The 20,873-nt window shown below is 65.2% G+C and carries 18 protein-coding genes; 13 read left to right on the top strand and 5 right to left on the bottom strand.

Annotation, left to right across the window (positions count from 1 at the left end):
• The first annotated feature begins 6 nt into the window (after positions 1–6).
• From RAD04_RS27375 to RAD04_RS27335, 9 genes are all read left to right on the top strand, one after another.
• A complete protein-coding gene (locus RAD04_RS27375) occupies positions 7–2,085 on the top strand; it encodes a sensor histidine kinase (RefSeq protein ID WP_461626274.1) in 2,079 nt (692 codons plus the stop codon).
• Positions 2,055–3,800 carry an ATP-binding response regulator gene (locus RAD04_RS27370; RefSeq protein ID WP_461626273.1) on the top strand — a complete coding sequence of 582 codons (1,746 nt, stop codon included), beginning with the start codon at positions 2,055–2,057 and terminating at the stop codon, positions 3,798–3,800. Before RAD04_RS27375 ends, RAD04_RS27370 begins: the two co-directional genes overlap by 31 nt.
• Before the next feature lie 10 nt (positions 3,801–3,810).
• Positions 3,811–4,548 carry a response regulator gene (locus tag RAD04_RS27365; protein WP_018316843.1) on the top strand — a complete coding sequence of 246 codons (738 nt, stop codon included), beginning with the start codon at positions 3,811–3,813 and terminating at the stop codon, positions 4,546–4,548.
• Between the two features lie 421 nt (positions 4,549–4,969).
• The gene (locus RAD04_RS27360; protein ID WP_018316842.1) at positions 4,970–5,581 is read left to right on the top strand and encodes a sigma-70 family RNA polymerase sigma factor; all 612 of its coding nucleotides are present in this window, start codon (positions 4,970–4,972) and stop codon (positions 5,579–5,581) included.
• A 488-nt stretch (positions 5,582–6,069) separates the two neighbouring features.
• Positions 6,070–6,768, top strand: coding sequence for a cytochrome c biogenesis CcdA family protein (locus tag RAD04_RS27355; protein WP_461626272.1), 699 nt, complete (start codon positions 6,070–6,072; stop codon positions 6,766–6,768).
• A 31-nt stretch (positions 6,769–6,799) separates the two neighbouring features.
• Positions 6,800–7,363 carry a thioredoxin family protein gene (locus RAD04_RS27350; RefSeq protein WP_461626271.1) on the top strand — a complete coding sequence of 188 codons (564 nt, stop codon included), beginning with the start codon at positions 6,800–6,802 and terminating at the stop codon, positions 7,361–7,363.
• Positions 7,364–7,465: 102 nt separating this feature from the next.
• On the top strand, positions 7,466–8,440 hold the full coding sequence (locus RAD04_RS27345) for a hypothetical protein (protein WP_461626270.1): 975 nt from the start codon (positions 7,466–7,468) through the stop codon (positions 8,438–8,440).
• Positions 8,441–8,804: 364 nt separating this feature from the next.
• Positions 8,805–9,398: a L,D-transpeptidase gene (locus RAD04_RS27340; protein WP_461626269.1), complete on the top strand. Its 594-nt coding sequence runs from the start codon at positions 8,805–8,807 to the stop codon at positions 9,396–9,398.
• An 87-nt stretch (positions 9,399–9,485) separates the two neighbouring features.
• The gene (locus RAD04_RS27335; RefSeq protein WP_092251959.1) at positions 9,486–10,523 is read left to right on the top strand and encodes an amino acid ABC transporter substrate-binding protein; all 1,038 of its coding nucleotides are present in this window, start codon (positions 9,486–9,488) and stop codon (positions 10,521–10,523) included.
• A gap of 193 nt (positions 10,524–10,716) precedes the next feature.
• Here RAD04_RS27335 and RAD04_RS27330 read toward each other — a convergent pair whose 3' ends face one another.
• Together RAD04_RS27330 and RAD04_RS27325 are read right to left on the bottom strand one after the other, a co-directional pair.
• Positions 10,717–11,856 carry an acyl-CoA dehydrogenase family protein gene (locus RAD04_RS27330; protein ID WP_461626268.1) on the bottom strand — a complete coding sequence of 380 codons (1,140 nt, stop codon included), beginning with the start codon at positions 11,854–11,856 and terminating at the stop codon, positions 10,717–10,719.
• Between the two features lie 98 nt (positions 11,857–11,954).
• Positions 11,955–13,169, bottom strand: coding sequence for an acyl-CoA dehydrogenase family protein (locus RAD04_RS27325; protein ID WP_461626267.1), 1,215 nt, complete (start codon positions 13,167–13,169; stop codon positions 11,955–11,957).
• A gap of 136 nt (positions 13,170–13,305) precedes the next feature.
• Here RAD04_RS27325 and RAD04_RS27320 point away from each other — a divergent pair, with 136 nt between their 5' ends.
• Both RAD04_RS27320 and RAD04_RS27315 read left to right on the top strand, forming a co-directional pair.
• The gene (locus RAD04_RS27320) at positions 13,306–13,851 is read left to right on the top strand and encodes a carboxymuconolactone decarboxylase family protein (RefSeq protein ID WP_461626266.1); all 546 of its coding nucleotides are present in this window, start codon (positions 13,306–13,308) and stop codon (positions 13,849–13,851) included.
• Positions 13,852–13,960: 109 nt separating this feature from the next.
• Entirely contained in the window at positions 13,961–14,455 is a 495-nt protein-coding gene (locus tag RAD04_RS27315; RefSeq protein ID WP_461626265.1) for a VOC family protein, read from the top strand.
• A 41-nt stretch (positions 14,456–14,496) separates the two neighbouring features.
• Here RAD04_RS27315 and RAD04_RS27310 read toward each other — a convergent pair whose 3' ends face one another.
• Together RAD04_RS27310 and RAD04_RS27305 are read right to left on the bottom strand one after the other, a co-directional pair.
• On the bottom strand, positions 14,497–15,747 hold the full coding sequence (locus RAD04_RS27310; RefSeq protein WP_461626264.1) for an MFS transporter: 1,251 nt from the start codon (positions 15,745–15,747) through the stop codon (positions 14,497–14,499).
• Positions 15,748–15,911: 164 nt separating this feature from the next.
• A complete protein-coding gene (locus tag RAD04_RS27305) occupies positions 15,912–17,159 on the bottom strand; it encodes an MFS transporter (protein WP_461616165.1) in 1,248 nt (415 codons plus the stop codon).
• Between the two features lie 195 nt (positions 17,160–17,354).
• Here RAD04_RS27305 and RAD04_RS27300 point away from each other — a divergent pair, with 195 nt between their 5' ends.
• Positions 17,355–19,424 carry a prolyl oligopeptidase family serine peptidase gene (locus tag RAD04_RS27300; RefSeq protein WP_461626263.1) on the top strand — a complete coding sequence of 690 codons (2,070 nt, stop codon included), beginning with the start codon at positions 17,355–17,357 and terminating at the stop codon, positions 19,422–19,424.
• A 180-nt stretch (positions 19,425–19,604) separates the two neighbouring features.
• On the opposite strand, the gene RAD04_RS27295 is transcribed toward RAD04_RS27300, so the two are convergent.
• A complete protein-coding gene (locus RAD04_RS27295; protein ID WP_461626262.1) occupies positions 19,605–20,276 on the bottom strand; it encodes a DUF938 domain-containing protein in 672 nt (223 codons plus the stop codon).
• Between the two features lie 265 nt (positions 20,277–20,541).
• On the opposite strand from RAD04_RS27295, the gene soxX reads away from it, so the two are divergent.
• Positions 20,542–20,868, top strand: coding sequence for a sulfur oxidation c-type cytochrome SoxX (gene soxX / locus RAD04_RS27290; protein WP_461626334.1), 327 nt, complete (start codon positions 20,542–20,544; stop codon positions 20,866–20,868).
• Positions 20,869–20,873: the final 5 nt, after the last annotated feature.

Genomic DNA, 20,873 nt, shown 5'->3' with positions numbered 1-20,873 from the left:
GCCGCGTTGGCTGCACTTGGACATACCGAGCACCCAGACCGGCCGTCCGGCCCGATCGGACGGCTGCGCGCACGGCTGGTCGGCGTGCTGCGCGCGGTGCCGATCCGCTGGCGCATCCTGTCGATCGCCGCGCTGAACTCCGCCGTGGTGGTGGTGCTGGTGGGGATGATCTGGAACGGCGCGCAGGTGCTGGGCTCGGCCTGGGGCGACGTGCGCCAGGTGCGCGAATCCGACCGGATCCTGGCGCTGCTCGAAAGCGAGACCGGGCGCCTGCACAATTTGATCCACCGCTACATCAACCAGCCGAGCCCGGACCTGTTCGCCGAGATCCTGCTGTTGCGCGAGGCGGTGTTGGGCACGCTGACCAACCGCGCCGCCAAGGACCCGATGCTGTCGGGCTCGGTCGAGGAGCTGGAGCGCACCACCGACCGCTTCCTCAACGGTTTCGGCGAACTGCGCAGCGTGCAGGCCACCATCGCCAAGACCTATGAGGATCAGGTGCAGGGCCCGGCCAGGGACATGGCCGGCCTCTATTCCATCATCGAAGGCGCCACCGGCCATCGCGACGCGCTGATCTGGCCCTCGCTCGGCAAATCCCGCGAGGCCTTCACCGCAATGCTGGTGGCGGCCAATTCCTATTATCTGTCGCTGTCATCGGGCGCGGCCGACGACGCGCGCCGCAACACCGAGACGATCGAGAAGACCATCCCCGTGATGATCGATCTCGCCGACAACGACCTGCAGAAGATGGCCTTGCGAAGGCTCGGGGCCCGCACCGCCGCACTGCGCGAGGGCTTTGCAAAGCTCTCCGAGCAGCTTGCCAGCCGCACCGAGCTGCTCCGCAACACCATCGACGCCAGCCAGGCCGAGGCGATCGGCGCCATCGACGACCTCTCCACCAAGATGCGCAAGCGCGAGCAGAAGGCGCAGGAGACATTTGACCGCACGCTGGCGGATATTTCCCGCCGTGTCCTTTCCATTGCGGTGATCTTCCTCGGCATCATCCTCACCGCCGGCGTGATGATCGCGCTGTCGATCCGGCTGCCGCTGCAGCAGATCATGGCGGCGATGCGTGCGATCACGCTCGGCGATCTCGACCGCGAGGTGCAGGGCACCAAGGCCCGCGACGAGGTCGGCGCCATGGCGCGCGCGGTGGAGGTGTTCCGCGAGAACGCGATCGCCAAGCGCGAGACCGAGGACGAGCTGCGCGCGTCCAAGGAGAAGGCCGAGAGCGCGCTGCTCGAGCTCAATACCGCACAGCAGAATTTGATCGATGCCGAACGGCTGGCGGCGCTCGGCGGTCTCGTCGCCGGCGTCGCGCACGAGGTCAACAACCCGATCGGCATCAGCCTCACCGTCGCTTCGAGCTTTGCCCGGCGCAGCGAGATCTTCGAGGCCCAGCTCAAGGGCGACGGCGGACTACGCCGCTCACAGCTGGAGGAATTCGTGCAGTCCTCGCGCGACGCCTCGCAGCAGCTGGTCGCCAATCTCCAGCGCGCCGGGGAGCTGATCCAGTCGTTCAAGCAGGTCGCGGTCGACCGCTCCCATGCCGAGCGGCGGCAATTCTCGCTCAGCGAGGCCACCGACCAGATCATCGCCAGCCTGCGCCCGGTGCTGAAGCGCTCGCCGATCACGCTCCAGGTGGACGTGCCCGAGGGGCTGCTGCTCGACGGCTATCCCGGCTCCTATGGCCAGATCCTGACCAACCTCTTCCTCAACGCCGCCAACCACGCCTTCGCCGACGGGCGCGCCGGCACGATCATCATCCAGGCGCGGCCGCGCGGGACTGAGGACGTCGAGCTCATCTTCACCGATGACGGGGCCGGCATGACCTCCGACGTGCAGCGGCAGGCCTTTGACCCTTTCTTTACCACCCGGCGCAATGAAGGCGGCACGGGACTCGGGCTTCATATCGTCTATAACCTCGTCACCCAGCAGCTCGGCGGGCGCATGATGCTGGAATCCAAGCTGGGACAAGGCACCACTTTTCGCATTATCATGCCCCGGGTCGCCAAGGGCGGCGCGCAAAGCACAGAAAGTGACGGGACTTCTCAATGGCCGAACAGGACGATGTCCTCCACCTGATCGACGATACCGGTACCGCGTCGGAGGATGCCAACGCCCGGAAGTGGAAGATCGCCGTCATCGACGACGATCCGGCCGTGCATGACGGCACCCGTTTTGCTCTCTCGGATTACAGCCTGAACGGCCAGAGCCTGGAGATCCTCTCGGCGCATTCCGCGGCCGAAGGCCGCAAGCTGATGGCCGCGCACAACGACATCGCCGCGGTGCTGCTCGACGTCATCATGGAGACCGACGTCGCCGGCCTCGAGCTGGTCGAATACATTCGCAACGAACTCAAGAACGAGACCGTGCGCATCATCCTGCGCACCGGCCAGCCCGGCCAGGCGCCGGAGCGCCGCGTGATCGTGCAGTACGACATCAACGACTACAAGGCCAAGACCGAGCTCACCGCCGACAAGCTGTTCACCTCGCTGACCGCGGCGCTGCGCTCCTATCAGCAGCTCGAGCGCATGGTGCAGACAAGGCGCGGGCTCGAGATCATCATCGACGCGGCCTCGACGCTGTACGACTTCAAGTCGATGCAGCGGCTCGCCGAGGGCGTGCTGACCCAGCTCGCCTCGCTGCTCAACGTCGATTGCGCCGGTATACTGGTCTTGCGCGACAATGGCGGCCTCGACCCCGAACTCTCGGTGCTCGCCGGCAGCGGCTGCTACAGCCGTTTCATCGGCACCACGACGTCGAAGGCGCTCGATCCCGAACTGCGCGAGATGGTGGAGGCCGCGTTCCAGCGCCGCAAGAACGAATTCGCCGACCACCGCAGCGTGATCTATTTGCGCACCGGATCCGGCCGCGAGGTCGTGGTGCTGCTGCAGGCCGAGCGCGAACTGTCCGAGACCGACCGCTCGCTGGTCGAGATCTTCTCCTCGAGGCTCTCGATCGCCTTCGACAACGTCATCCTCTACCAGCAGCTCCAGGCCGCCAACACCCAGCTGGAGGACCGCGTCGCCCAGCGCACCCGCGCCCTGATGCAGGCCAACCGCCGCCTCTCCGCGCAATGGCTGCGGCTGCAGCGCGCCAACGGCTTCAAGAACGAGATTTTGGGCACGGTCGCGCACGATCTGAAGAATCCGCTCGGCGTCATCCTCGGCCGCACCGAGATGCTGAAGGAGCTGATCTCGACCGGCGCCTCGGAAAACGGCGTGGTCGCCCAGGTCGACCACATCCGCGACGCCACCAAGCGGCTGACCACGATGGTCGACCATCTGATCTCGGACGCGATGGCCGACGCCTTCGACATCACCATCCGCCGCGAGCCGGTCGATGTCGCCGCCCTGGTCAAGGAGGTCGCCGAGGCCAACCAGCCGCTCGCCGTCAACAAGCAGCAGGCGATCAATGTCGCCGCGCCGGCCAACATCGTCACCATGTGCGACACCGACCGCATCCGCGAGGCGATCGACAATCTCATCAGCAACGCCATCAAATACTCACCGATCGGCGGCAGGATCGACGTGGTCGTCAGCCACGAGGGCAGCGACACCGTCGTCCGCGTCAGCGACGAGGGCGCCGGCCTGTCACCGGAAGATCTCGGCCGCCTGTTCGGCCGGTTCCAGCGGCTGTCGGCCAAACCGACCGCCGGCGAGAGCTCGACGGGACTTGGGCTCTCCATCGTCAAGCGTATTGTCGACATGCATGGCGGCGAGGTGACCGCCGACAGCGAAGGGCCCGGCAAGGGCTCGACCTTCACCATCACCCTTCCCGCGACCGAAATGCCGTGATCTCAAGACCATGACCCAAAGCCAGCACATCATGATCGTCGACGATGAAGCCCCGGCCCGGGAGATGGTCGGCGATTATCTCAAGATGCACGGCTTCACCGTGACGCTGTGCGACGGCGGCAAGTCCTTGCGCGCCGCGATCCAGGGCAGCATGCCCGATCTGGTCGTGCTCGATCTCAACATGCCCGAGGAAGACGGCCTCTCGATCATCCGCGACCTCAAGAGCCGCATCAACGTGCCCGTCATCATGCTGACGGCAACCGCGAGCCCGATCGACCGCGTAGTGGGCCTCGAGCTCGGCGCCGACGATTACGTGGCAAAACCCTGCGAGCTGCGCGAGCTGATGGCGCGCATCCGCTCGGTGCTGCGCAGGAGCGGGCCGGCCAAGGCCGCAGCGCCCGATGCCGCGGCGGCGAAATCCGACAAGGAGCAATTGGTACGGTTCGGGACAAAGTGGCTCGACCTCGAAGCCCAGGCCTTGCGCGACGACGAGGGCAACGAACATCCGCTGACCGCCTCCGAGTTCGGGCTGCTCAAAGTGTTCGCGGCCAATCCGAAGCGCGTGCTGTCGCGCGAGCGCCTGCTCGAACTCGCCAACGCGCGCGACGCCGAAGCCTTCGACCGCGCCGTTGATCTCCGCATCATGCGCATCCGCCGCAAGATCGAGCCCGATCCGGCAAAACCCGCCGTGATCCGCACCATCCGCGGCGGCGGCTACCTTTTCTCGCCGGCGGGCGAGAAGGCGTAAACAGCGCGGCACGCCAGGTGCCGTAGGGTGGGCAAAGCGAAGCGTGCCCACGCGTCTGTCGCCCTATCGGAAAGATCGTGGGCACGGCGCAAGGGCGCCTTTGCCCACCCGACGAGACCACCTCTCCGGCTCCTCTGTCCCTTGGACGACAGCAGTGTGTGCCGCGCGACTGAACGCAATCCCCCGAAATACGTTCCCGCCGGCTCAGCGCGACGTCAAACCCCTACCCCCGTATTTCCCGTACATTGAAATTCCACGATTTTTTGCCGCGAATGTTTCGTCGCCGCCTTTCCGATGAAACAATTTGGCGGCGCACGAAACCATTTTCCGCTTTTCGTGCAGACGTCCCGAAACGTTGGCTCATTAACACTTTGGTCCAAGGAAACGCCGCTCGGTCGCGGCGCTACGGGGAGCCCAGTCAATGCGGAATGTCATCGCCATCAACGCCCAGGCCAGCCAGAGCATCATCGCCGCTCAGGCGACTTCGGACGACATGCTTCTCGAGAGCATTGCCGACGGCAACCGGACGTCGATGCATATCCTTTATTGCCGGCACAGCGTGCGGGTGTACCGCTTCATCCTGCGCATCGTGCGTGACGCCACCGCGGCGGAAGACCTCGTCAGCCAGGTGTTCCTGGACGTGTGGCGGACCGCCGGCCAGTTCCAGGGTCGCTCCCAGGTTTCGACCTGGCTGCTGTCGATCGCCCGCTTCAAGGCGCTGACTGCGATGCGCCAGCGCCGCTTCGAGGACATCGATCAGGAGGACGTCCGCCAGATCCCCGACGATTCCGATACGCCGGAGACCTCGCTCGACCGCAGCGACACCAGCGCCATCCTGCGCGCCTGCGTGCAGAAGCTATCGCCCGCGCATCGCGAGATCATCACCCTCGTCTACTACCACGAGAAGTCGGTGGAGGAGGTCGGCCAGATCATCGGCATCCCCCAGAGCACCGTGAAGACGCGGATGTTCTACGCCCGCAAGCAGCTGGCGGAATTGCTTAAGGGCTGCGGCGTCGAGCGCTTCGCCGCCTGAGCTCAGTGAATTCAAAGGGATAGGGCCGCCGATCTGGCCCTCTCCCGGAACACGGAAGTGTTACCGCCCACGAAACAATTGAAACAAAGCACAACATCAGGCGGAAAAACTTCCCCCCTATAAAGCTCACATACGGTTTCGTTAAACCTCCCAAGACTTCCAGCGACCCGGACGGGATGCCCCCCTCCGGGTCGTTTTGTGTTTGGGCTTGAAGTGGCCGCCGCGGGCTCCCGCCTCTCCCGCTTGCGGGAGAGGCCGACGCGCCCCGGGCGATGCGAAGCATCGTCCCGCGCGCGGCGGGTGAGGGTTCTTTCCTCTGGGGGAATGTCCCGTCGCGGAGAGACCCCTACCCCAGCCCTCCCCCGCAAGCGGGAGAGGGAGCGCACCGGCCGTGCGATTGGCAGCTCCCCGTCACGAAGCCGTGACGCTCTGTAACGACCGGCGACCCCACCCCGAACTGCCCTCGTGACCTCCTTCACGAGTGCCCCATGCTCGAACTTGTCTTCGCCGTCCTTGCCGGCATCCTCACCATCGCCGCGCCCTGCACGCTGCCGATGCTGCCGATCCTGCTTGGCGCCTCGATCGGGCGCGCGGGGCATCTGCGTCCGGCGATGATCGCGCTCGGCTTCGTGCTTTCCTTCTCTGCAACCGCGCTGCTGCTCGGCGCAATCACCCGCCTGTTCGATTTCGATCCGAACGTGCTGCGCGAAGCCGCCGCGATCCTGCTGCTCGGCTTTGGCCTATTGATGCTGTGGCCGGCGCCGTTCGAATGGCTGTCGAGCCGGCTCAACGGCTGGCTCGATCTCGGCGGCTCGAGCGGCATACAACGCGAAGGCGCGCTCGGCGGGCTCATCCTCGGCACCACACTGGGCCTGGTCTGGACGCCGTGCGCCGGCCCTGTGCTCGGCTCGATCCTGACGCTGGTTGCGACCTCGAAGAACCTCAGCTGGGCCGGCACGCTGCTGATCGCCTATGCGATCGGCGCCGCGATCCCGATGCTTGGGATCGCCTATGGCGGGCAGGCCGCGACCACACGCGTGCGCAGCCTGGCGCGGATCTCGCCGCGGCTGCAGCAGGGCTTTGGCATCGTCGTGATCGGCTTCGCGGTCGCCGCCTATTTCCAATACGACACGCTGATCGTGGCGTGGCTCACCGGCTTCTATCCCACCGGCCAGATCGGCCTGTGATCATCCCTCATCTTCACCGGAGGACGCTTCCATGACTTTCAAGCTGCTTGCCGTCTCCGCCGCCCTGATCGGCTTCACCGTTACCGGCGCTGTCATCCCCGGCATCTGCGAGGAGGCCGCGCGCGCCGCGCCAATCGTCACCGCCGCCGCAGGCCAGCAGACCGCGCCCGACTTCGCCGGCATCAACAATTGGTTTAACTCGAAACCACTGAGCATGGCCGAACTGCGCGGCAAGGTCGTGCTGGTCGATTTCTGGACCTATGGCTGCGTCAACTGCGTCAACACGCTGCCGCACGTCACCGAACTCTACGCCAAATACAGGGACAAGGGCCTGGTCGTGGTCGGCGTGCACACGCCGGAATTCCCGTTCGAGCGCTCGGCCTCGAACGTGCAGGCCGCGCTGAAGCGCCACGGCATCACCTATCCGGTGGCGCAGGATAACGATTCGAAGACCTGGAACGCCTACCGCAACCAATATTGGCCGGCGCAGTACATCATCGACCAGAGCGGCAAGATCGTGTTCCAGCACGCCGGCGAGGGCCGCTACGACGAGATCGACCGCACCGTGGCGCGGCTGCTGAACGCCAGCAACTGATGCGGCACGGGCATGGTGCGGCGGGTTTCAACTGTCGCCCTTGTTGCTTGACTCCATGGACCCGTCCGTGGAGTTTCGCGGCAACGCAATCAGCCGCCCGCAATGGACGACACGCCCCCCAATAACGACATCCGCCTTCGTGAAGGCGCCTCGATCGCGCAGCGGCTGGTGATGTCCGGCTTTGCGGCCGCCGTCGCGCTTTGCTTCACGCCGGGCCTGTTCACGCACGACACGCTGGAAATCGTCATATCGGTGGCGGCGCTGCTGGTGGGAGCCGGGTTCGTCGTCGGCATCATGATGGCGCCGGCGGTGGTGTGGATCATCACGCCTGGCGAGATCCTGATCGGGCGGCAAAGCCCGTTCGGAAAGCTGCGTACGCGCATCGTCGCAAAGGACGTCATCACGAGGCTGCAGGTTCCCGGCAGCAAGCGGGTGAAGGCCCGCTTTCAGCTCGTCTTCACGCTGAGTTCGGGAGAGCGACTGACGTCCCCGCCGATCTCCGACGTCACCCATGTTCGCGATACCGTGGCCCGGATCGCGACGCAGTTCGAGGTTCCCAATGTCGAGGAGCCCGTCAACCCGCTCGATGCCAGCAATCCCGAGATGCATCTCGGCGAGCCGCTCGAGGCATTTTCCGCGCGGGACATCCGCATCGTGTCCCTGATCGCCGTCGCATTGTCCGCCCTGCCCTATGCCTACAAGTTGTGGCGCGGATGGCCGCCCACCCATGTCGATATCCTGCTGCTTCCGCTTGGCGTGATCGCGGCGTTCGCCGTGCATCGCTATGCCAACCTCGTCACCGGCGCGTTCTGGATCATCCGCGAGGACGACATCCGCGTCGAACGCCTGTGGGGCGACGGCACGCCGCGCGCCGACCAGATCGAGGGGCGCGACGTGAAGACGATCACCGTCGAGCGCCGCGGCCGGTCCGAGGACGAGCACTGCATTGTCACGATCCGCCTGCACTCGGGACGACGGTTTCGCAGCCCGCGGATCGGCTCGCGGGTGGAGGCGCGCGCGGTGGGGACGGAGATTGTAAGGCGGCTCGGGATCGCGCCGGAGAGCAACAAGATCTGATTGGCGCACAGCGCTCATCGTCGGAGGTGGTCTTTCCGCGAACTCGGTCTGCGCCTCTCCCGCTTGCGGGAGAGGCGCGCCGAAGGCGCGGGTGAGGGTTCTTTCCTCTTGGGGACTGTCCCATCGCGGAAACACCCTCTCCCCAGCCCTCCCCCGCAAGCGGGGGAGGGAGCGCATCCCGCCCAGCCGCAGCATCCTAGGCTTTTCGCGCCATCCCCTGTTTGTGGCATTGCCAGGCGGGCGTCAAAAAACCAAAGCATTCTCGTGACATATCAGGGCGGCGCGCCATCAACTTGCCATGAACATGCCCCTCAGGTTTGATGGTTCCGAATGATTTGCGCCGTGGCAGTGGGGAGAGCTTGAAATGACGGATTTTCGTCGCCTGACCGGGATGTTCGTGGCCGCGATCGGCCTGATCCTGTCCGCACCACATGCCATCGCGCAGCAGCCTGATCGCGGCGACGAGCCGGGTCTGGTCGCCGACGACGGCTACCAGCTCGAACCGGAATGGCAGAAGCAGGTCGTCTACTTCCGCACCACCGAAGCACCGGGCACCATCATCGTCTCGACCGCCGAACGGCACCTCTATCTGGTGCAGCCGGGCGGGCGGGCGATCCGCTACGGCATCGGCGTCGGCCGCGACGGCTTCCAGTGGCAAGGCCTCGTGACCATCACCAACAAGAAGGAGTGGCCGGACTGGACGCCGCCGCCGGAGATGATCCAGCGTCAGCCCTATCTGCCGCGCTTCATGGCCGGCGGCCCCGGCAATCCGCTCGGGGCCCGCGCCATGTATCTCGGCACCACGGTCTATCGCATCCATGGCACCAACCGCCCCGACACGATCGGCACCAAGGTGTCCTCGGGCTGCTTCCGTCTCGTCAACAACGACGTCGCCGATCTCTATGAGCGCGTCCCCGTCGGCACCAAAGTGGTGATCCGGCAGAAGCCCGAGCTCTGAGTTTTTTGATCCGGGCATGGTCCTCCGGACCATGCTCGTCGCCTTCCCTCCTGATTCCTTTTCCCGATTTTTCGAGAGAGCAACATGATGCGCACTTTTCGAGGCGGCCTGCTGATCGGGCTCGCGGTCGCCGTGCTGGTCGCCGTTCTGGCCATCATCTACGAGTTCTACGACACCCGTACGCTGAAGCGCACCGTGCGCCGCGGCGAGGTGCTGTGCGGCGTCAACAAGGGCCTGCCGGGCTTCTCGTACTCCGAGGACAACAAGAACTGGACCGGCTTCGACGTCGATTTCTGCCGCGCGGTGGCGGCGGCGATCTTCAACGATCCGGGCAAGGCGAAGTTCATCCCGCTCGATGCCGGCGAGCGCTTCAAGGAATTGCAGAGCCGGAAGGTGGACATCCTCTCGCGTAACTCGACCTGGAGCATGGCGCGCGAGCTCGACTACGACCTCTATTTCCCCGCGGTCGCCTATTACGACGGCGCGGGCTTCATGCTGCCGCGTTCGCGCAACAAGGAGACCTCGCTTGACCTGACCGGCAGCAAGGTCTGCGTCCAGGCCGGCACCACGACGGCACTCAACGTCACCGATTACTTCCGTGCCAACAACATGAAGTATGACGAGGTGAAGTTCGACAAGCTCGACGAGGTCGTGAAGGCCTACGACACCGGCAAGTGCGACACGCTCTCCGCCGACGTCTCCCAACTCTACGCGCTGCGGATCAACCTGGCGAAGCCCGGCGACCACATGATCCTGCCGGACATGATCTCCAAGGAGCCGCTCGCCCCCGTGGTGCGCCAGCGCGACGACGACTGGATGATGATCGTGAAGTGGACGCTCTATGCGATGATCAACGCCGAAGAGCTCGGCGTCACCTCGGAGAACATCGACGAGGCGCTGAAGTCGAAGAAGCCGGAAGTGATGCGGCTCGTCGGCACCGAAGGCAATTACGGCGAGCAGCTCGGCCTCACCAAGGACTGGGCCGTTCGCATCATCCGCCACGTCGGCAATTACGGCGAGATGTACGAGCGCAACATCGGCGAGAAGTCGAAGCTGAAGATCCCGCGCGGCATGAACCAGCTGTGGAACGCGGGTGGCGTGCAGTACGCGCCGCCGATGCGGTAGGCCTCACGCGTGTCGTCCCGGCGAACGCCGGGACCCATACCGCGTGATCTATCGATAAGCACAGGTGACAGTACCGGGGGAAGGCTCTTTAACTACGAGCCTTCGCCAAACTACTCCCTGGGGTTATGGGTCCCGGCGTTCGCCGGGACGACACCAGGGGTGAGGCGCGCGCTCGCGTCTCACGTCTACCGCCTCAATACCCCCGCGCCCGCGCCAGCTGCTCGGCGTGGTAATTGGCGTCGCCGAACAATTCCTCGCACACCCGCGCGCGCTTCATGAAGAAGCCGATGTCGAACTGGTCGGTCATGCCCATGCCGCCATGCATCTGCACGCCCTCCTGCACCGCGCGGGTGGCGGTGGTGCCGGCGCGCGCCTTTGCCACGGCGACGGCTGACGCGGCTTTGGCAACATCGGTATCCAGCGCCTGCAGCGCCTTCATCGTGGCGGCGCGGGTGATCTCGATGTCGACATAGAGCTCGGCGGCGCGATGCTGCAGCGCCTGGAATTCGCCGATCAGCTTGCCGAACTGCTTTCTGTTCTTGAGGTATTCGACGGTACGGTTGAAGACCTCTTCGCTGAGGCCGACCATTTCGGCGGCGACCGCGCCGCGGCCGATGTCGAGCACGCCGTCGAGCAGCGCGGCGCCCTGATCGACCTCGCCGAGCACGCTGTCGGCATTGACCTCGACATTGGTGAGCTCGATCCGCGCCGCGTTGTGCGCGTCGACCATGATGGTGCGCTCGATCGCAACGCCCTTGGCTTTGGGATTGACCAGGAACAGCGTCAAGCCTTCGCGCTCGCCGGCGGAACCGGCCGTGCGCGCGGCGACGATGAGCAAATCAGCAACGTGGCCATCGACGACCAGCGCCTTGGCGCCCGAGAGCTTGAAGCCGTTGCCCGCGCGCACGGCCTGCAGATTGGTCTGGAGCGGGCGATGCTTCGCGCCTTCGTCGATCGCGAGCGTCGCGAGCAGCGAACCGCTCGCGATCTTCGGCAGATATTCCGACTTCTGCGCAGCATTGCCGCCGCGGTTCAGCGCCGAGGCCGCAACCACGCTGGTGGCGAGGAAGGGCGACGGCATCAAGGTGCGGCCGATCTCCTCCATCACGACACCGGCCTCGACATAGCCGAGCCCGCTGCCGCCGAATTCTTCCGGCACCAAAAGGCCGGCAAAGCCCATCTCGGCGAAGGAATGCCAAAATTCCTTGGAGAAGCCGGTGGGGTCTTTGCTGTCGCGCAAATGGCGCAGGTGCGACACCGGCGCCTTGTCGCTGATCAGCCCGCGCGCGCTATCGCGGAGCATTGATTGTTCTTCGGTGAGGACGAGGGCCATGTGCTTGAGTCTCTAAGTCTTGCAAATCTGTTGGTGTCATTCCGGGGCGTGCGATAGCGCGAGCCCGGTCCTACGGACCGCCCGGAACGACGGTGGAGTTACGCCCCGGGCAAATCCAGGATGCGCTTGGCGACGATGCCGAGCATCACCTCGGTCGTGCCGCCCTCGATCGAATTGGCCTTGGTGCGCAGCCAGGCGCGCGGGCGGGCGCCCTGCTTGGAGCGCTCGCTCTCCCATTCCAGCGCATCGACGCCGCCGGCCGACATCAGGATCTCGTAGCGGCGCTTGTTGAGTTCGGTGCCGTAATATTTCATCGCCGACGAGAACGCCGGATGCGCCTGTCCCGCCTTGGCGAGATCGACCGCGCGCTCGGCGCAGGCCGCAAGTGCGGCTTCATCGACGTCGAACGTCGCTATCTTGCCGCGCAGCATGGAATCATCGAGCCGCCCCTGCGCATCGGTGCCGACGGAGTCTGCCGCGATCTGGCCGAGCGGACGGCCGACGCCGCGCTCGCCCATGCCCGAGATCATCGCGCGCTCATGCTGCAGCAGGTATTTCGCGACGTCCCAGCCGCGGTTGACAGTGCCGACCACATGCGATTTCGGCACGCGGACGCCGTCGAAGAAGGTCTCGCAGAACGGCGAATAGCCGGAGATCAGCAGGATCGGCTTGGTCGTCACTCCCTTCGAGGTCATGTCGAACAGGATGAAGCTGATGCCGTCATGCTTCTTGGCGGCGGGATCGGTACGCACGAGGCAGAAGATCCAGTCGGCATAGTTGGCGTAGGAGGTCCAGATCTTCGAACCCGTGATGACGAAATCGTCGCCATCGCTCTCGGCGCGGGTCTGCAGCGAAGCAAGGTCGGAGCCGGCGTTCGGCTCGGAATAGCCCTGGCACCAGCGGATCTCGCCCGCCGCGATCTTCGGCAGGTGCTCCTTCTTCTGGGAATCATTGCCGTATTTCAGCAGCGCCGGCCCGAGCATCCAGATGCCGAAGCTCGACAGCGGCGGACGCGCGCCGATTTTTCCCATCTCGGCGCGCAGCACCTTGTGCTCGGCGGCGCTCAAACCCCCGCCGCCATACTCCTTCGGCCAGTCAGGCACGGTCCAGCCCTTGTCGCGCATGCGCTCGAACCAGATGCGCTGCGGCTCGGACGAGAATTTTGCATTGCGCCCGCCCCAGAACACGTCGGCATCCGACGTCGCGGGCTTGCGCATCTCCGGCGGGCAATTGGCTTCCAGCCAGGCGCGCGTCTCGTTGCGGAATGATTCGAGATCGGCGTTTTCAGATTCGCTGGTTTTGGAGTCAGTCATTGGTCGTTTCCATCAATCAATCGACTTGTTGGGCGCGACTCTGGGCCAAGCTCCCGCGGAATTCAACCACTTCCGCGACCCGCATTCCGCTATAGTCACGACCAAGACGGTGCCTGAAAACAAAGAGGAAACGACGATGCGCCTGAAACTTCTTTCGCCTGGCGAAATGAACGAGAGCCAGCGGCAGACCTATGACGAGTCGATTGCCGGCAAGCGCGGCAAGCCGCCCGCGCCGATGATGGCCTGGCTCAACAGCCCCGACATGGCCCGTCACGCCACGCGGCTCGGCGAGGTGCTGCGCTATGACACGATATTCCCGGCAAAGCTCTCGGAGATCGCGATCCTGGTGACGGCGCGGCACTGGACCGCGCATTACGAATGGTATGCGCATAAGCGCCTGGCGCTCGCCGGCGGCATGGATCCCAAGATCATCGAGGCGATCCGCGACCGCCGCACGCCCGAGTTCGACGATCCCAAGGGCCGGATGATCTACGATATGGCGAAATCGCTGCACGAGGGCCACGGCGTCGAGAAGCGCCTCTATGATGAGGCGGTGAAGCTTCTCGGTGAGCGCGGCGTGGTCGAGGTGATCGGGCTGTGCGGCTATTACGCGATGGTGTCGATGACGCTGAACACGTTCGAGTTCGGCCTGCCGGAGGGCGAGGTGCCGGAACTGGCTTAGTTTCCGATCCTGATGCGCAATTGCGCATCAGGAAACGCTGGGTTTCGGGAAGGGCCGTAGCACCGCCCCGGAGCCCGCCCTATGTGCATGCTTTCAACGGAGCAGTCCCATGTCGCAAAGCCCAGCTGTCGCCGCCGGCACAAGGATCGGCCACGTTCACCTCAAGGTCGCCGATCTCGATCGTGCGCTCGGTTTCTATTGCGGCGTGCTCGGCTTCGAGCTGATGCAGCGCATGGGCTCGGGCGCGGCCTTCATCTCGGCCGGCGGCTATCATCACCACATCGGGCTCAACACCTGGGAAAGCAAGGGCGGCTCGCCGCCGCCGCCGGGCACCACCGGGCTCTATCACACCGCCATCCTCTATCCGACGCGCGCCGCGCTCGCCGATGCGCTGCACCGCGTGCGCTCGGCCGGCATTGCGCTGGACGGCGCCAGCGACCACGGCGTCAGCGAGGCGCTGTATCTGCGCGATCCGGACGAGAATGGCGTCGAGCTGTATTGGGACAAGCCGAGGGAGCAATGGCCGTTCGGGCCGGATGGCAAGCTCGCGATGTTCACGAAGCGGCTGGATGTGGAGGGGCTGCTGAGGGAGCGGCAAACGTGATGCCGTAGGGTGGGTTAGGCGAAGCCGTAACCCACCATGTCTCAGCGAATGCGGAGTGAAGTTGGCGGATTACGCTTCGCTAATCTTACCATGATCAGCGCGGCCGCAGCCAACTCCAGCGCGATGCAGAGATAGAACGGCAGCGAATAACCGCCGGACCAATCGCGCAGAAAGCCGACCACGCCCGGACCAAACGCGTAGGTCACCTGGTTGATCGCGGTGTTGAGGCTGATCAGCACGCCGAACGAGGCCGAATCGAACTCCTGCTGCACGATCAGCGATGGCAGCGTGATCAGGTTGCCGACGGAGAAGCCGAACACCGCGCAGGCCGCGATCAGCACGTAGTCGTTGTGCAGGTTGATGACGACCAGAAGCGCCGCGGCCTGGCTGAGGAACGACAGCGCGGAGGCCAGCCGCTGGTTGAGACGATCGATCACCAGGGAGAACAGCACGCGGCCGACCACCGCCATCGCAGTCAGCACCGCGACGGCGACCGCGGCGCGCTCGCGGCCGATCACGGGGTCGAGGAACGAGATCAGATGCACGATGAAGCCGACCTGCGCGAACAGCACCAGCGCAAACGCAATCGTCACCGTGAGGAAGCCGACGTCGCGTAGCGCCCATGCGCGAATCTGCGTCGATGATTGCGGCTTCGCCTTCGCCGCCGCGTGCCAGCCATGGTGATCGGGCGGCCGGCCGACGACAAGAAGGATCACCGGCAGCAGCAGCACCAGCATGGCGCCGGCGGCGGCGTACATCGCGCTGGCGAAGCCGACATGGCCGATCAACGTCACCAGCAGCGGCACGCCGACGATGCCGCCGAAGCTGGCGCCGTTCAGCGCCAGGCTGATCGCCATGCCGCGCTTGTGGTCGAACCACAGGCTGATCGTGTTGGTGATCATGGCGAGGCTCGTGCCGGCCCAGCCGAAGGCGAGCACGGCGTCGGCGAGATAAAGCTGCCAGGGCTCGCGCACCGCGCCGATCGCAACGCTAGCTGCCGCCATCGCCAGCGTGCCGGCGATCAGGCAGAGGCGCGGGCCGTATCTCCTCACGGCTTCGCCGACGAACACGACGAGCAGCGCGCCGAACAGATAGAAGAACGTGGTGCCCGATGAGATCAGCGTGGTCGGCCAGCCCCGCGCGCGCTGCAGCTCGGCGACATAGACGCTCTGGCCGTAGAAGCCGAGCCCCCAGCCGAAGGTCGCGAGCAGGAAGCAGACCGCGACGATGCGCCAGCCTTCGTAACGAAGGGAGGATTCATCGATCGCTGGGGCTTGGGGATTGTCGAGCATCGCCGCTTACTCCGTCATGCCCGGGCATCCACGTTGTTCGATCCCAGCACCTAAGACGTGGATGGCCGGGGCAGGCCCGGCCATGACGACATCTAAATAGCCCTCGCCTTAAAATCATTTCGACCTGGATCGAAGTATCAACGCTGCTGACAATCTCCTGCCAGTCAGATCGCGTCCGGGAACTCGCCCATCGCCGCCTCCAGCCGCGCCTTGCGGCGGCGGGCCCAGGAGACCAGCGAGAGCACGGCAAGGCCTAGCACCACCGGCGGGAACACCACCAGGTTCACCGCCGACCAGCCGTAACTGGCAAGCAATTGCCCGGAGGAGAACGAGCCGATCGCCATCATGCCGAACACCAGGAAATCGTTGAAGGCCTGCACCTTGTTACGCTCCTGCGGCCGGTGCGTCTCCAGCACCAGCGCGGACGCACCGATGAAGGAGAAATTCCAGCCGACACCGAGCACGATCAGCGTGGCCCAGAAGTGCATCGCGGTGAGACCGGAGAGGCCGATGCCGGCGGCGCCGGCTTCCAGCAGCAGGCCGGCGGCCACGACCTTCGGTGCGCCGAAGCGGGCGATCAGCGTGCCGGTGAAGAAGCTCGGCCCGTACATCGCGACGATGTGCCATTGAATGCCGAAATTGGAATCGGAAACGGACAGACCGCACATCTTCATGGCGAGCGGCGCCGAGGTCATGACGAGGTTCATCATGGGATAGGAGATGACGCCGCACAGCGCCGCCGCGATGAAGCGCGGCTGGGTCACGATCGCGCGCAGTGGCCGGCCGCCGTGCAAATCGGCCGGCGCGGGCTTGGGCATGTCGACGCCGGCGACGATGCCCATCGCGATCAGCGCCACCGCGGCCTGCACCAGGAAGCTGAAAGCGAACAGATAAGGCTGCCAGACGTCCATGGTCCATTGCACGAGCTGCGGACCGAGCACGCCGGCGAACACGCCGCCGGCCATCACCCAGGACACCGCCTTGGGCCGGTAGGCCGCGCTGGCGCCGTCGGCAGCGGCGAAGCGATAGGACTGCGCCACGGAGCCATAGAGGCCGCCGAGGAAGGTCGCGATGCAGAACAGCGCGAACGAACCGTGCAGGATCGCGACCGAGCCGAGCACGCCGGTGAGCGTGCCGAGGCCCGTGCCGATGACGAAGGCCACGCGGCGGCCGAAGCGGCGCGAGATCGCGCCGGTCGGCAGCGTGCCGGCGGCAAGTCCGACCACATACATCGAGATCGGCACGGTCGCGAACGACATGTCGGGCGCGAGCGTGGCGCCGACGATGGCGCCGGTGGCGAAGATCACGGCCGAGTTCGCGCCGGTCAGCGCCTGGGCTGCGGCCAGGCGCACCACATTGGCGCGCACGCGGGCGTCGTCGGCGATCTCATGGGCAGAAGTCACGTCAAGCATCGGCTTTTTCTGCCCGAACGGGCTCAAGGGCTTGTTGATTCCCGGCACTATGGAGGGACGCGCGTGGCCGGGCAACCGGCGCAAACGGGCGCAGGCCATGCCTCTGACGCAATCGATGCGATGATAGCGGGCCGCGCGCTTGACGGCTTGCGCTCGATCAAATCCTATCCGCCGCTATTTTTCGGAGTTTCGTTCATGACCGTCGACGACAGGCCCACGCTCAGCGCTCCCGACGACGATCCCTGGCTGTGGCTGGAGGAGATCGAGGGCACGCAGGCGCTCGATTTCGTCGAGCGGCAGAACAGCCTGACGCTGCAGGCGTTCGGCGGCAAGGTCTTCGAGCACGACCGCGACATCCTCGCAGCGATCTACGATCGCCCCGACAACATTCCCTATGTCAGTCGGCGCGGCAGCGACCTGCACAATCTCTGGAAGGACGCCGCCAACCCGCGCGGCCTGTGGCGGCGGACCACGCTGACGGAGTTTCGCAAAGCTGCTCCCGCGTGGGAGACCATGCTGGATATCGACAAGCTCGCAGCGCGCGAAGGCGAGGATTGGCTGCTGAGCGGGATCGCCACGACGCCGGGAAGCTCGCGCGCCATTTTGAGCCTGTCGCGCGGCGGCAGCGACGCCGTGACGTTGCGGGAATTCGACCTCGTCACGAAGAGCTTCGTGGCGGACGGCTTTACACTGCCGGAAGCCAAGGGCGGCGCGGACTGGCTTGATGCCGACACGCTGCTGCTGTCGAGCGCGCATGGCGAGGGCATGGTGACGGACTCCGGATACTCGCGGACGGTTCGCCTGTGGCGGCGCGGCCAGCCGGTCGATCAGGCCGAGGTGATCATCGAGACCACCGCCGATCGCATGATGATCTATGGCGGCGCCGACGACACCGGACCTGAGCCGCGGGTCTGGATCGTCGAGCAGATCGACTTCTTCAATCACGCGGTCTGGCTGCGCGATGCGGCCGGTCGCATGACGAAGCTCGACCTGCCGACCGGGATCTGGTTGCAGGCCCATGGCGACTGGTTCGCGATGAAGCTGCGCAAGGACTGGACGGCCGGCGGACGGACCTACGCCACCGACACCGTGCTCGGCATCTCACTGTCGGCATTCCTGAACGGCAGCCGCGATTTTGCGGTGCTGTTCGAGCCGGCGCCGCGGCGCGCTTTGCAAGGCCTGTTCTGGGCGGCGGGCAAGCTCGTGCTGTCGATCCTCGACGAGCTGCGCCCACGCTTCGAGATCTACACGCCGTCGGCCGCCGGCTGGAGCCGCGAGACGCTTCCCGGCCTGCCTGAGATCGGCGTCGTCGACGTCTGGCCGCTCGATCGTCATCCCAGCGAGAGCAACGGCGATCTGCTCGCCAATGTGCAGGATCCGCTCACCCCGCCCTCGCTGCTCTTGATGGAGCGCGGCGTCGCCGGCCCGATCGTCCTGAAACAAGCGCCGAAGACGTTCACCGCCGACGGCCTTGTGGTGACCCAGCACGAGGCGGTCTCTGTTGACGGCGAGCGCATTCCCTATGTGCAGACAGGTCCGGTAGGCGAGACCGGCGATGCGCCGGTCTATATGAGCGCCTATGGCGGCTTCGCCCATTCGGTGAAGCCGTACTACAACGCCTCGCTCGGCAAGCTCTGGCTGGAGCGCGGCGGCACCATTGTGCAGGCGAATCTGCGCGGCGGCGGCGAGTTCGGCACGCGCTGGCACGATGCCGGCCGGCTCGCCGGCAAGAAACTCTCGCACGATGATTTCGCCGCGGTTGCGGCCGATCTCGTCCGCCGCGGCGTGACGCAGCCGAAGCGCATTGCGGCACAAGGCGGCTCGAACGGCGGCATCCTCATCACCAACATGCTGGTGCGCTACCCCGAGCGTTTCGGCGCGCTGTTCTGCACCATCCCGCTGATCGACATGCGCCGCTACACGAAGCTGCTCGCGGGCGCGAGCTGGATCGCGGAATATGGCGATCCCGACAAGGCCGAAGAATGGGAGTGGTTGCAAACCTACTCGGCCTATCACAACGTGAAGGCTGGCCAGACCTATCCGCCGATCCTGATCGCCACCACGCGGCGCGACGACCGCGTCCATCCGGGCCACGCCCGCAAGATGACGGCCAAGCTGCAGGCCATGGGCTACGAGGCCTGGTTCTACGAGCCGGAAGCCGGCGGCCACGGCTATGGCAAGGACAACAAGGAGCGAGCCGGCTTCGAGGTGCTCGGCTTCCGGTTCTTGAAGGAGAAAATCGGGTGGAGGGATGGGGAGGCGTGAGGCGTCTTGCAAGGTGATAGCCACGGGCGGTCCTTGCCTCTCCCGCTTGCGGGAGAGGCCGACGCGCTCGAAGAGCGCGGCGGGTGAGGGCTTTCTCCTCTGGAGGATGTCCCGTTGCGGAGATACCCCCACCCCAACCCTCCCCCGCAAGCGGGAGAGGGAGCGCACCGTCAGCGCGGCTTACCGCTCAAACACCAGCGTCAGATTGTTCGCGGGCATGTCGATCGTCTCGACGAGGCGAAGACCCGCGGCCTTCGCGAGCGTCTCGACATCGCTGATGTCGCGCACACCCCAGTCGGGATTGCCTTCACGCAGAGAGGTGTCGAACACCGCATTGCTGAGCGCGGTGTGCTTGCCGTCGCGCTTGAACGGGCCATAGAGGAACAGCTTGCCGTCGGGGCGTAAGTAGCGGCCGGCGCCGGCGAACAGGCCCTCGGCCACGGCCCAGGGCGCGATGTGGATGACATTGGCGCAGAACACCGCCGCAAGGCTCGTCGGCGCCTGTCCGCTTTTCATCTCCGGACACCAGTCGGGATCGGTGAGATCGATCCGCAGGGGGCTGCGGATGTTTGCGAGGCCCGTATGGACGCGCCAGGCTTCGATGCTCTTGAGGTGGCGCTGGTTGAGGTCGCTCGGCCACCAGATCAGGCCGGGCGTGTGGCGGGCGAAATGGACCACGTGCTGGCCGGTTCCGCTGCCGAGCTCGACCACGTTGCCGGTCAGGCCAGTGAGGTGCTTTTCCAGCGCCGCCCAGATCGGCACATGGTTGCGATGGAACGCGGGTGCATCGAGCCGCCCATCCGGCTCGACCCGTCCGCCATCCCTGCCAAATTCGACGACATATTCAGCCAAGTCAGTCCCCAATGAATGTGAAACAGCAAAGACGGCCGTAAGGGCCAAACGCCCTAGAATAATTTGCTAGTGCCGACCTTTTAGATGAACAAACCATCTCATCGGTTGCAATGCGCAGGATATTAACTCCATTTTGCCGCGTGCATAGTCTTGATTGTCAGACGATGCCCTTTGTGCTTTGGAACGCTTATATTTCCGCAAACGAGATCATCGACATAACGCTTGGGACGATGCCTTGACCGCCTTTCCTTGCAAGCTCGCCGTCCTGGCGGCGCTGGTCCTCTCCACCGGCGCGGCTGTGGCTCCGGCGCGGGCACAATCCGCTGTCGCCGACGGCCGGAAGCTCGCTTTCGATCGCGGCAAGGGCAATTGCCTGACCTGCCACGTCATCAAGGGCGGCGACCTGCCGGGAACAATCGGGCCGGAACTGAAGGACCTCAAAGCCAAATACCCCGATCGCAACGAGCTGGTGGCGATCATCTTCGACGAGACCAAGCGCAATCCGCAGACCATGATGCCGCCGTTCGGCCGGAACCGGATTTTGACCGAACAGGAGATCAGCGCGATCGTTGATTTTCTGCAGACCCTGTAACGGCA

It is taken from the genome of Bradyrhizobium sp. 25ACV (genome assembly GCF_054863005.1).
This window is presented reverse-complemented; position numbering and strand designations above follow the sequence as displayed.

Bases quoted from the DNA above. Each gene is read 5' to 3' on its own strand.
- RAD04_RS27325 (WP_461626267.1), bottom strand. From the start codon at position 13,169: ATGACTGACTCCAAAACCAGCGAATCTGAAAACGCCGATCTCGAATCA.
- RAD04_RS27300 (WP_461626263.1), top strand. From the start codon at position 17,355: ATGACCGTCGACGACAGGCCCACGCTCAGCGCTCCCGACGACGATCCC.
- RAD04_RS27340 (WP_461626269.1), top strand. From the start codon at position 8,805: ATGACGGATTTTCGTCGCCTGACCGGGATGTTCGTGGCCGCGATCGGC.
- RAD04_RS27360 (WP_018316842.1), top strand. From the start codon at position 4,970: ATGCGGAATGTCATCGCCATCAACGCCCAGGCCAGCCAGAGCATCATC.
- RAD04_RS27305 (WP_461616165.1), bottom strand. From the start codon at position 17,159: ATGCTTGACGTGACTTCTGCCCATGAGATCGCCGACGACGCCCGCGTG.
- RAD04_RS27365 (WP_018316843.1), top strand. From the start codon at position 3,811: ATGACCCAAAGCCAGCACATCATGATCGTCGACGATGAAGCCCCGGCC.
- RAD04_RS27345 (WP_461626270.1), top strand. From the start codon at position 7,466: ATGGACGACACGCCCCCCAATAACGACATCCGCCTTCGTGAAGGCGCC.
- RAD04_RS27335 (WP_092251959.1), top strand. From the start codon at position 9,486: ATGCGCACTTTTCGAGGCGGCCTGCTGATCGGGCTCGCGGTCGCCGTG.
- RAD04_RS27350 (WP_461626271.1), top strand. From the start codon at position 6,800: ATGACTTTCAAGCTGCTTGCCGTCTCCGCCGCCCTGATCGGCTTCACC.
- RAD04_RS27330 (WP_461626268.1), bottom strand. From the start codon at position 11,856: ATGGCCCTCGTCCTCACCGAAGAACAATCAATGCTCCGCGATAGCGCG.
- RAD04_RS27355 (WP_461626272.1), top strand. From the start codon at position 6,070: ATGCTCGAACTTGTCTTCGCCGTCCTTGCCGGCATCCTCACCATCGCC.
- RAD04_RS27310 (WP_461626264.1), bottom strand. From the start codon at position 15,747: ATGCTCGACAATCCCCAAGCCCCAGCGATCGATGAATCCTCCCTTCGT.
- RAD04_RS27320 (WP_461626266.1), top strand. From the start codon at position 13,306: ATGCGCCTGAAACTTCTTTCGCCTGGCGAAATGAACGAGAGCCAGCGG.
- RAD04_RS27315 (WP_461626265.1), top strand. From the start codon at position 13,961: ATGTCGCAAAGCCCAGCTGTCGCCGCCGGCACAAGGATCGGCCACGTT.
- RAD04_RS27370 (WP_461626273.1), top strand. From the start codon at position 2,055: ATGGCCGAACAGGACGATGTCCTCCACCTGATCGACGATACCGGTACC.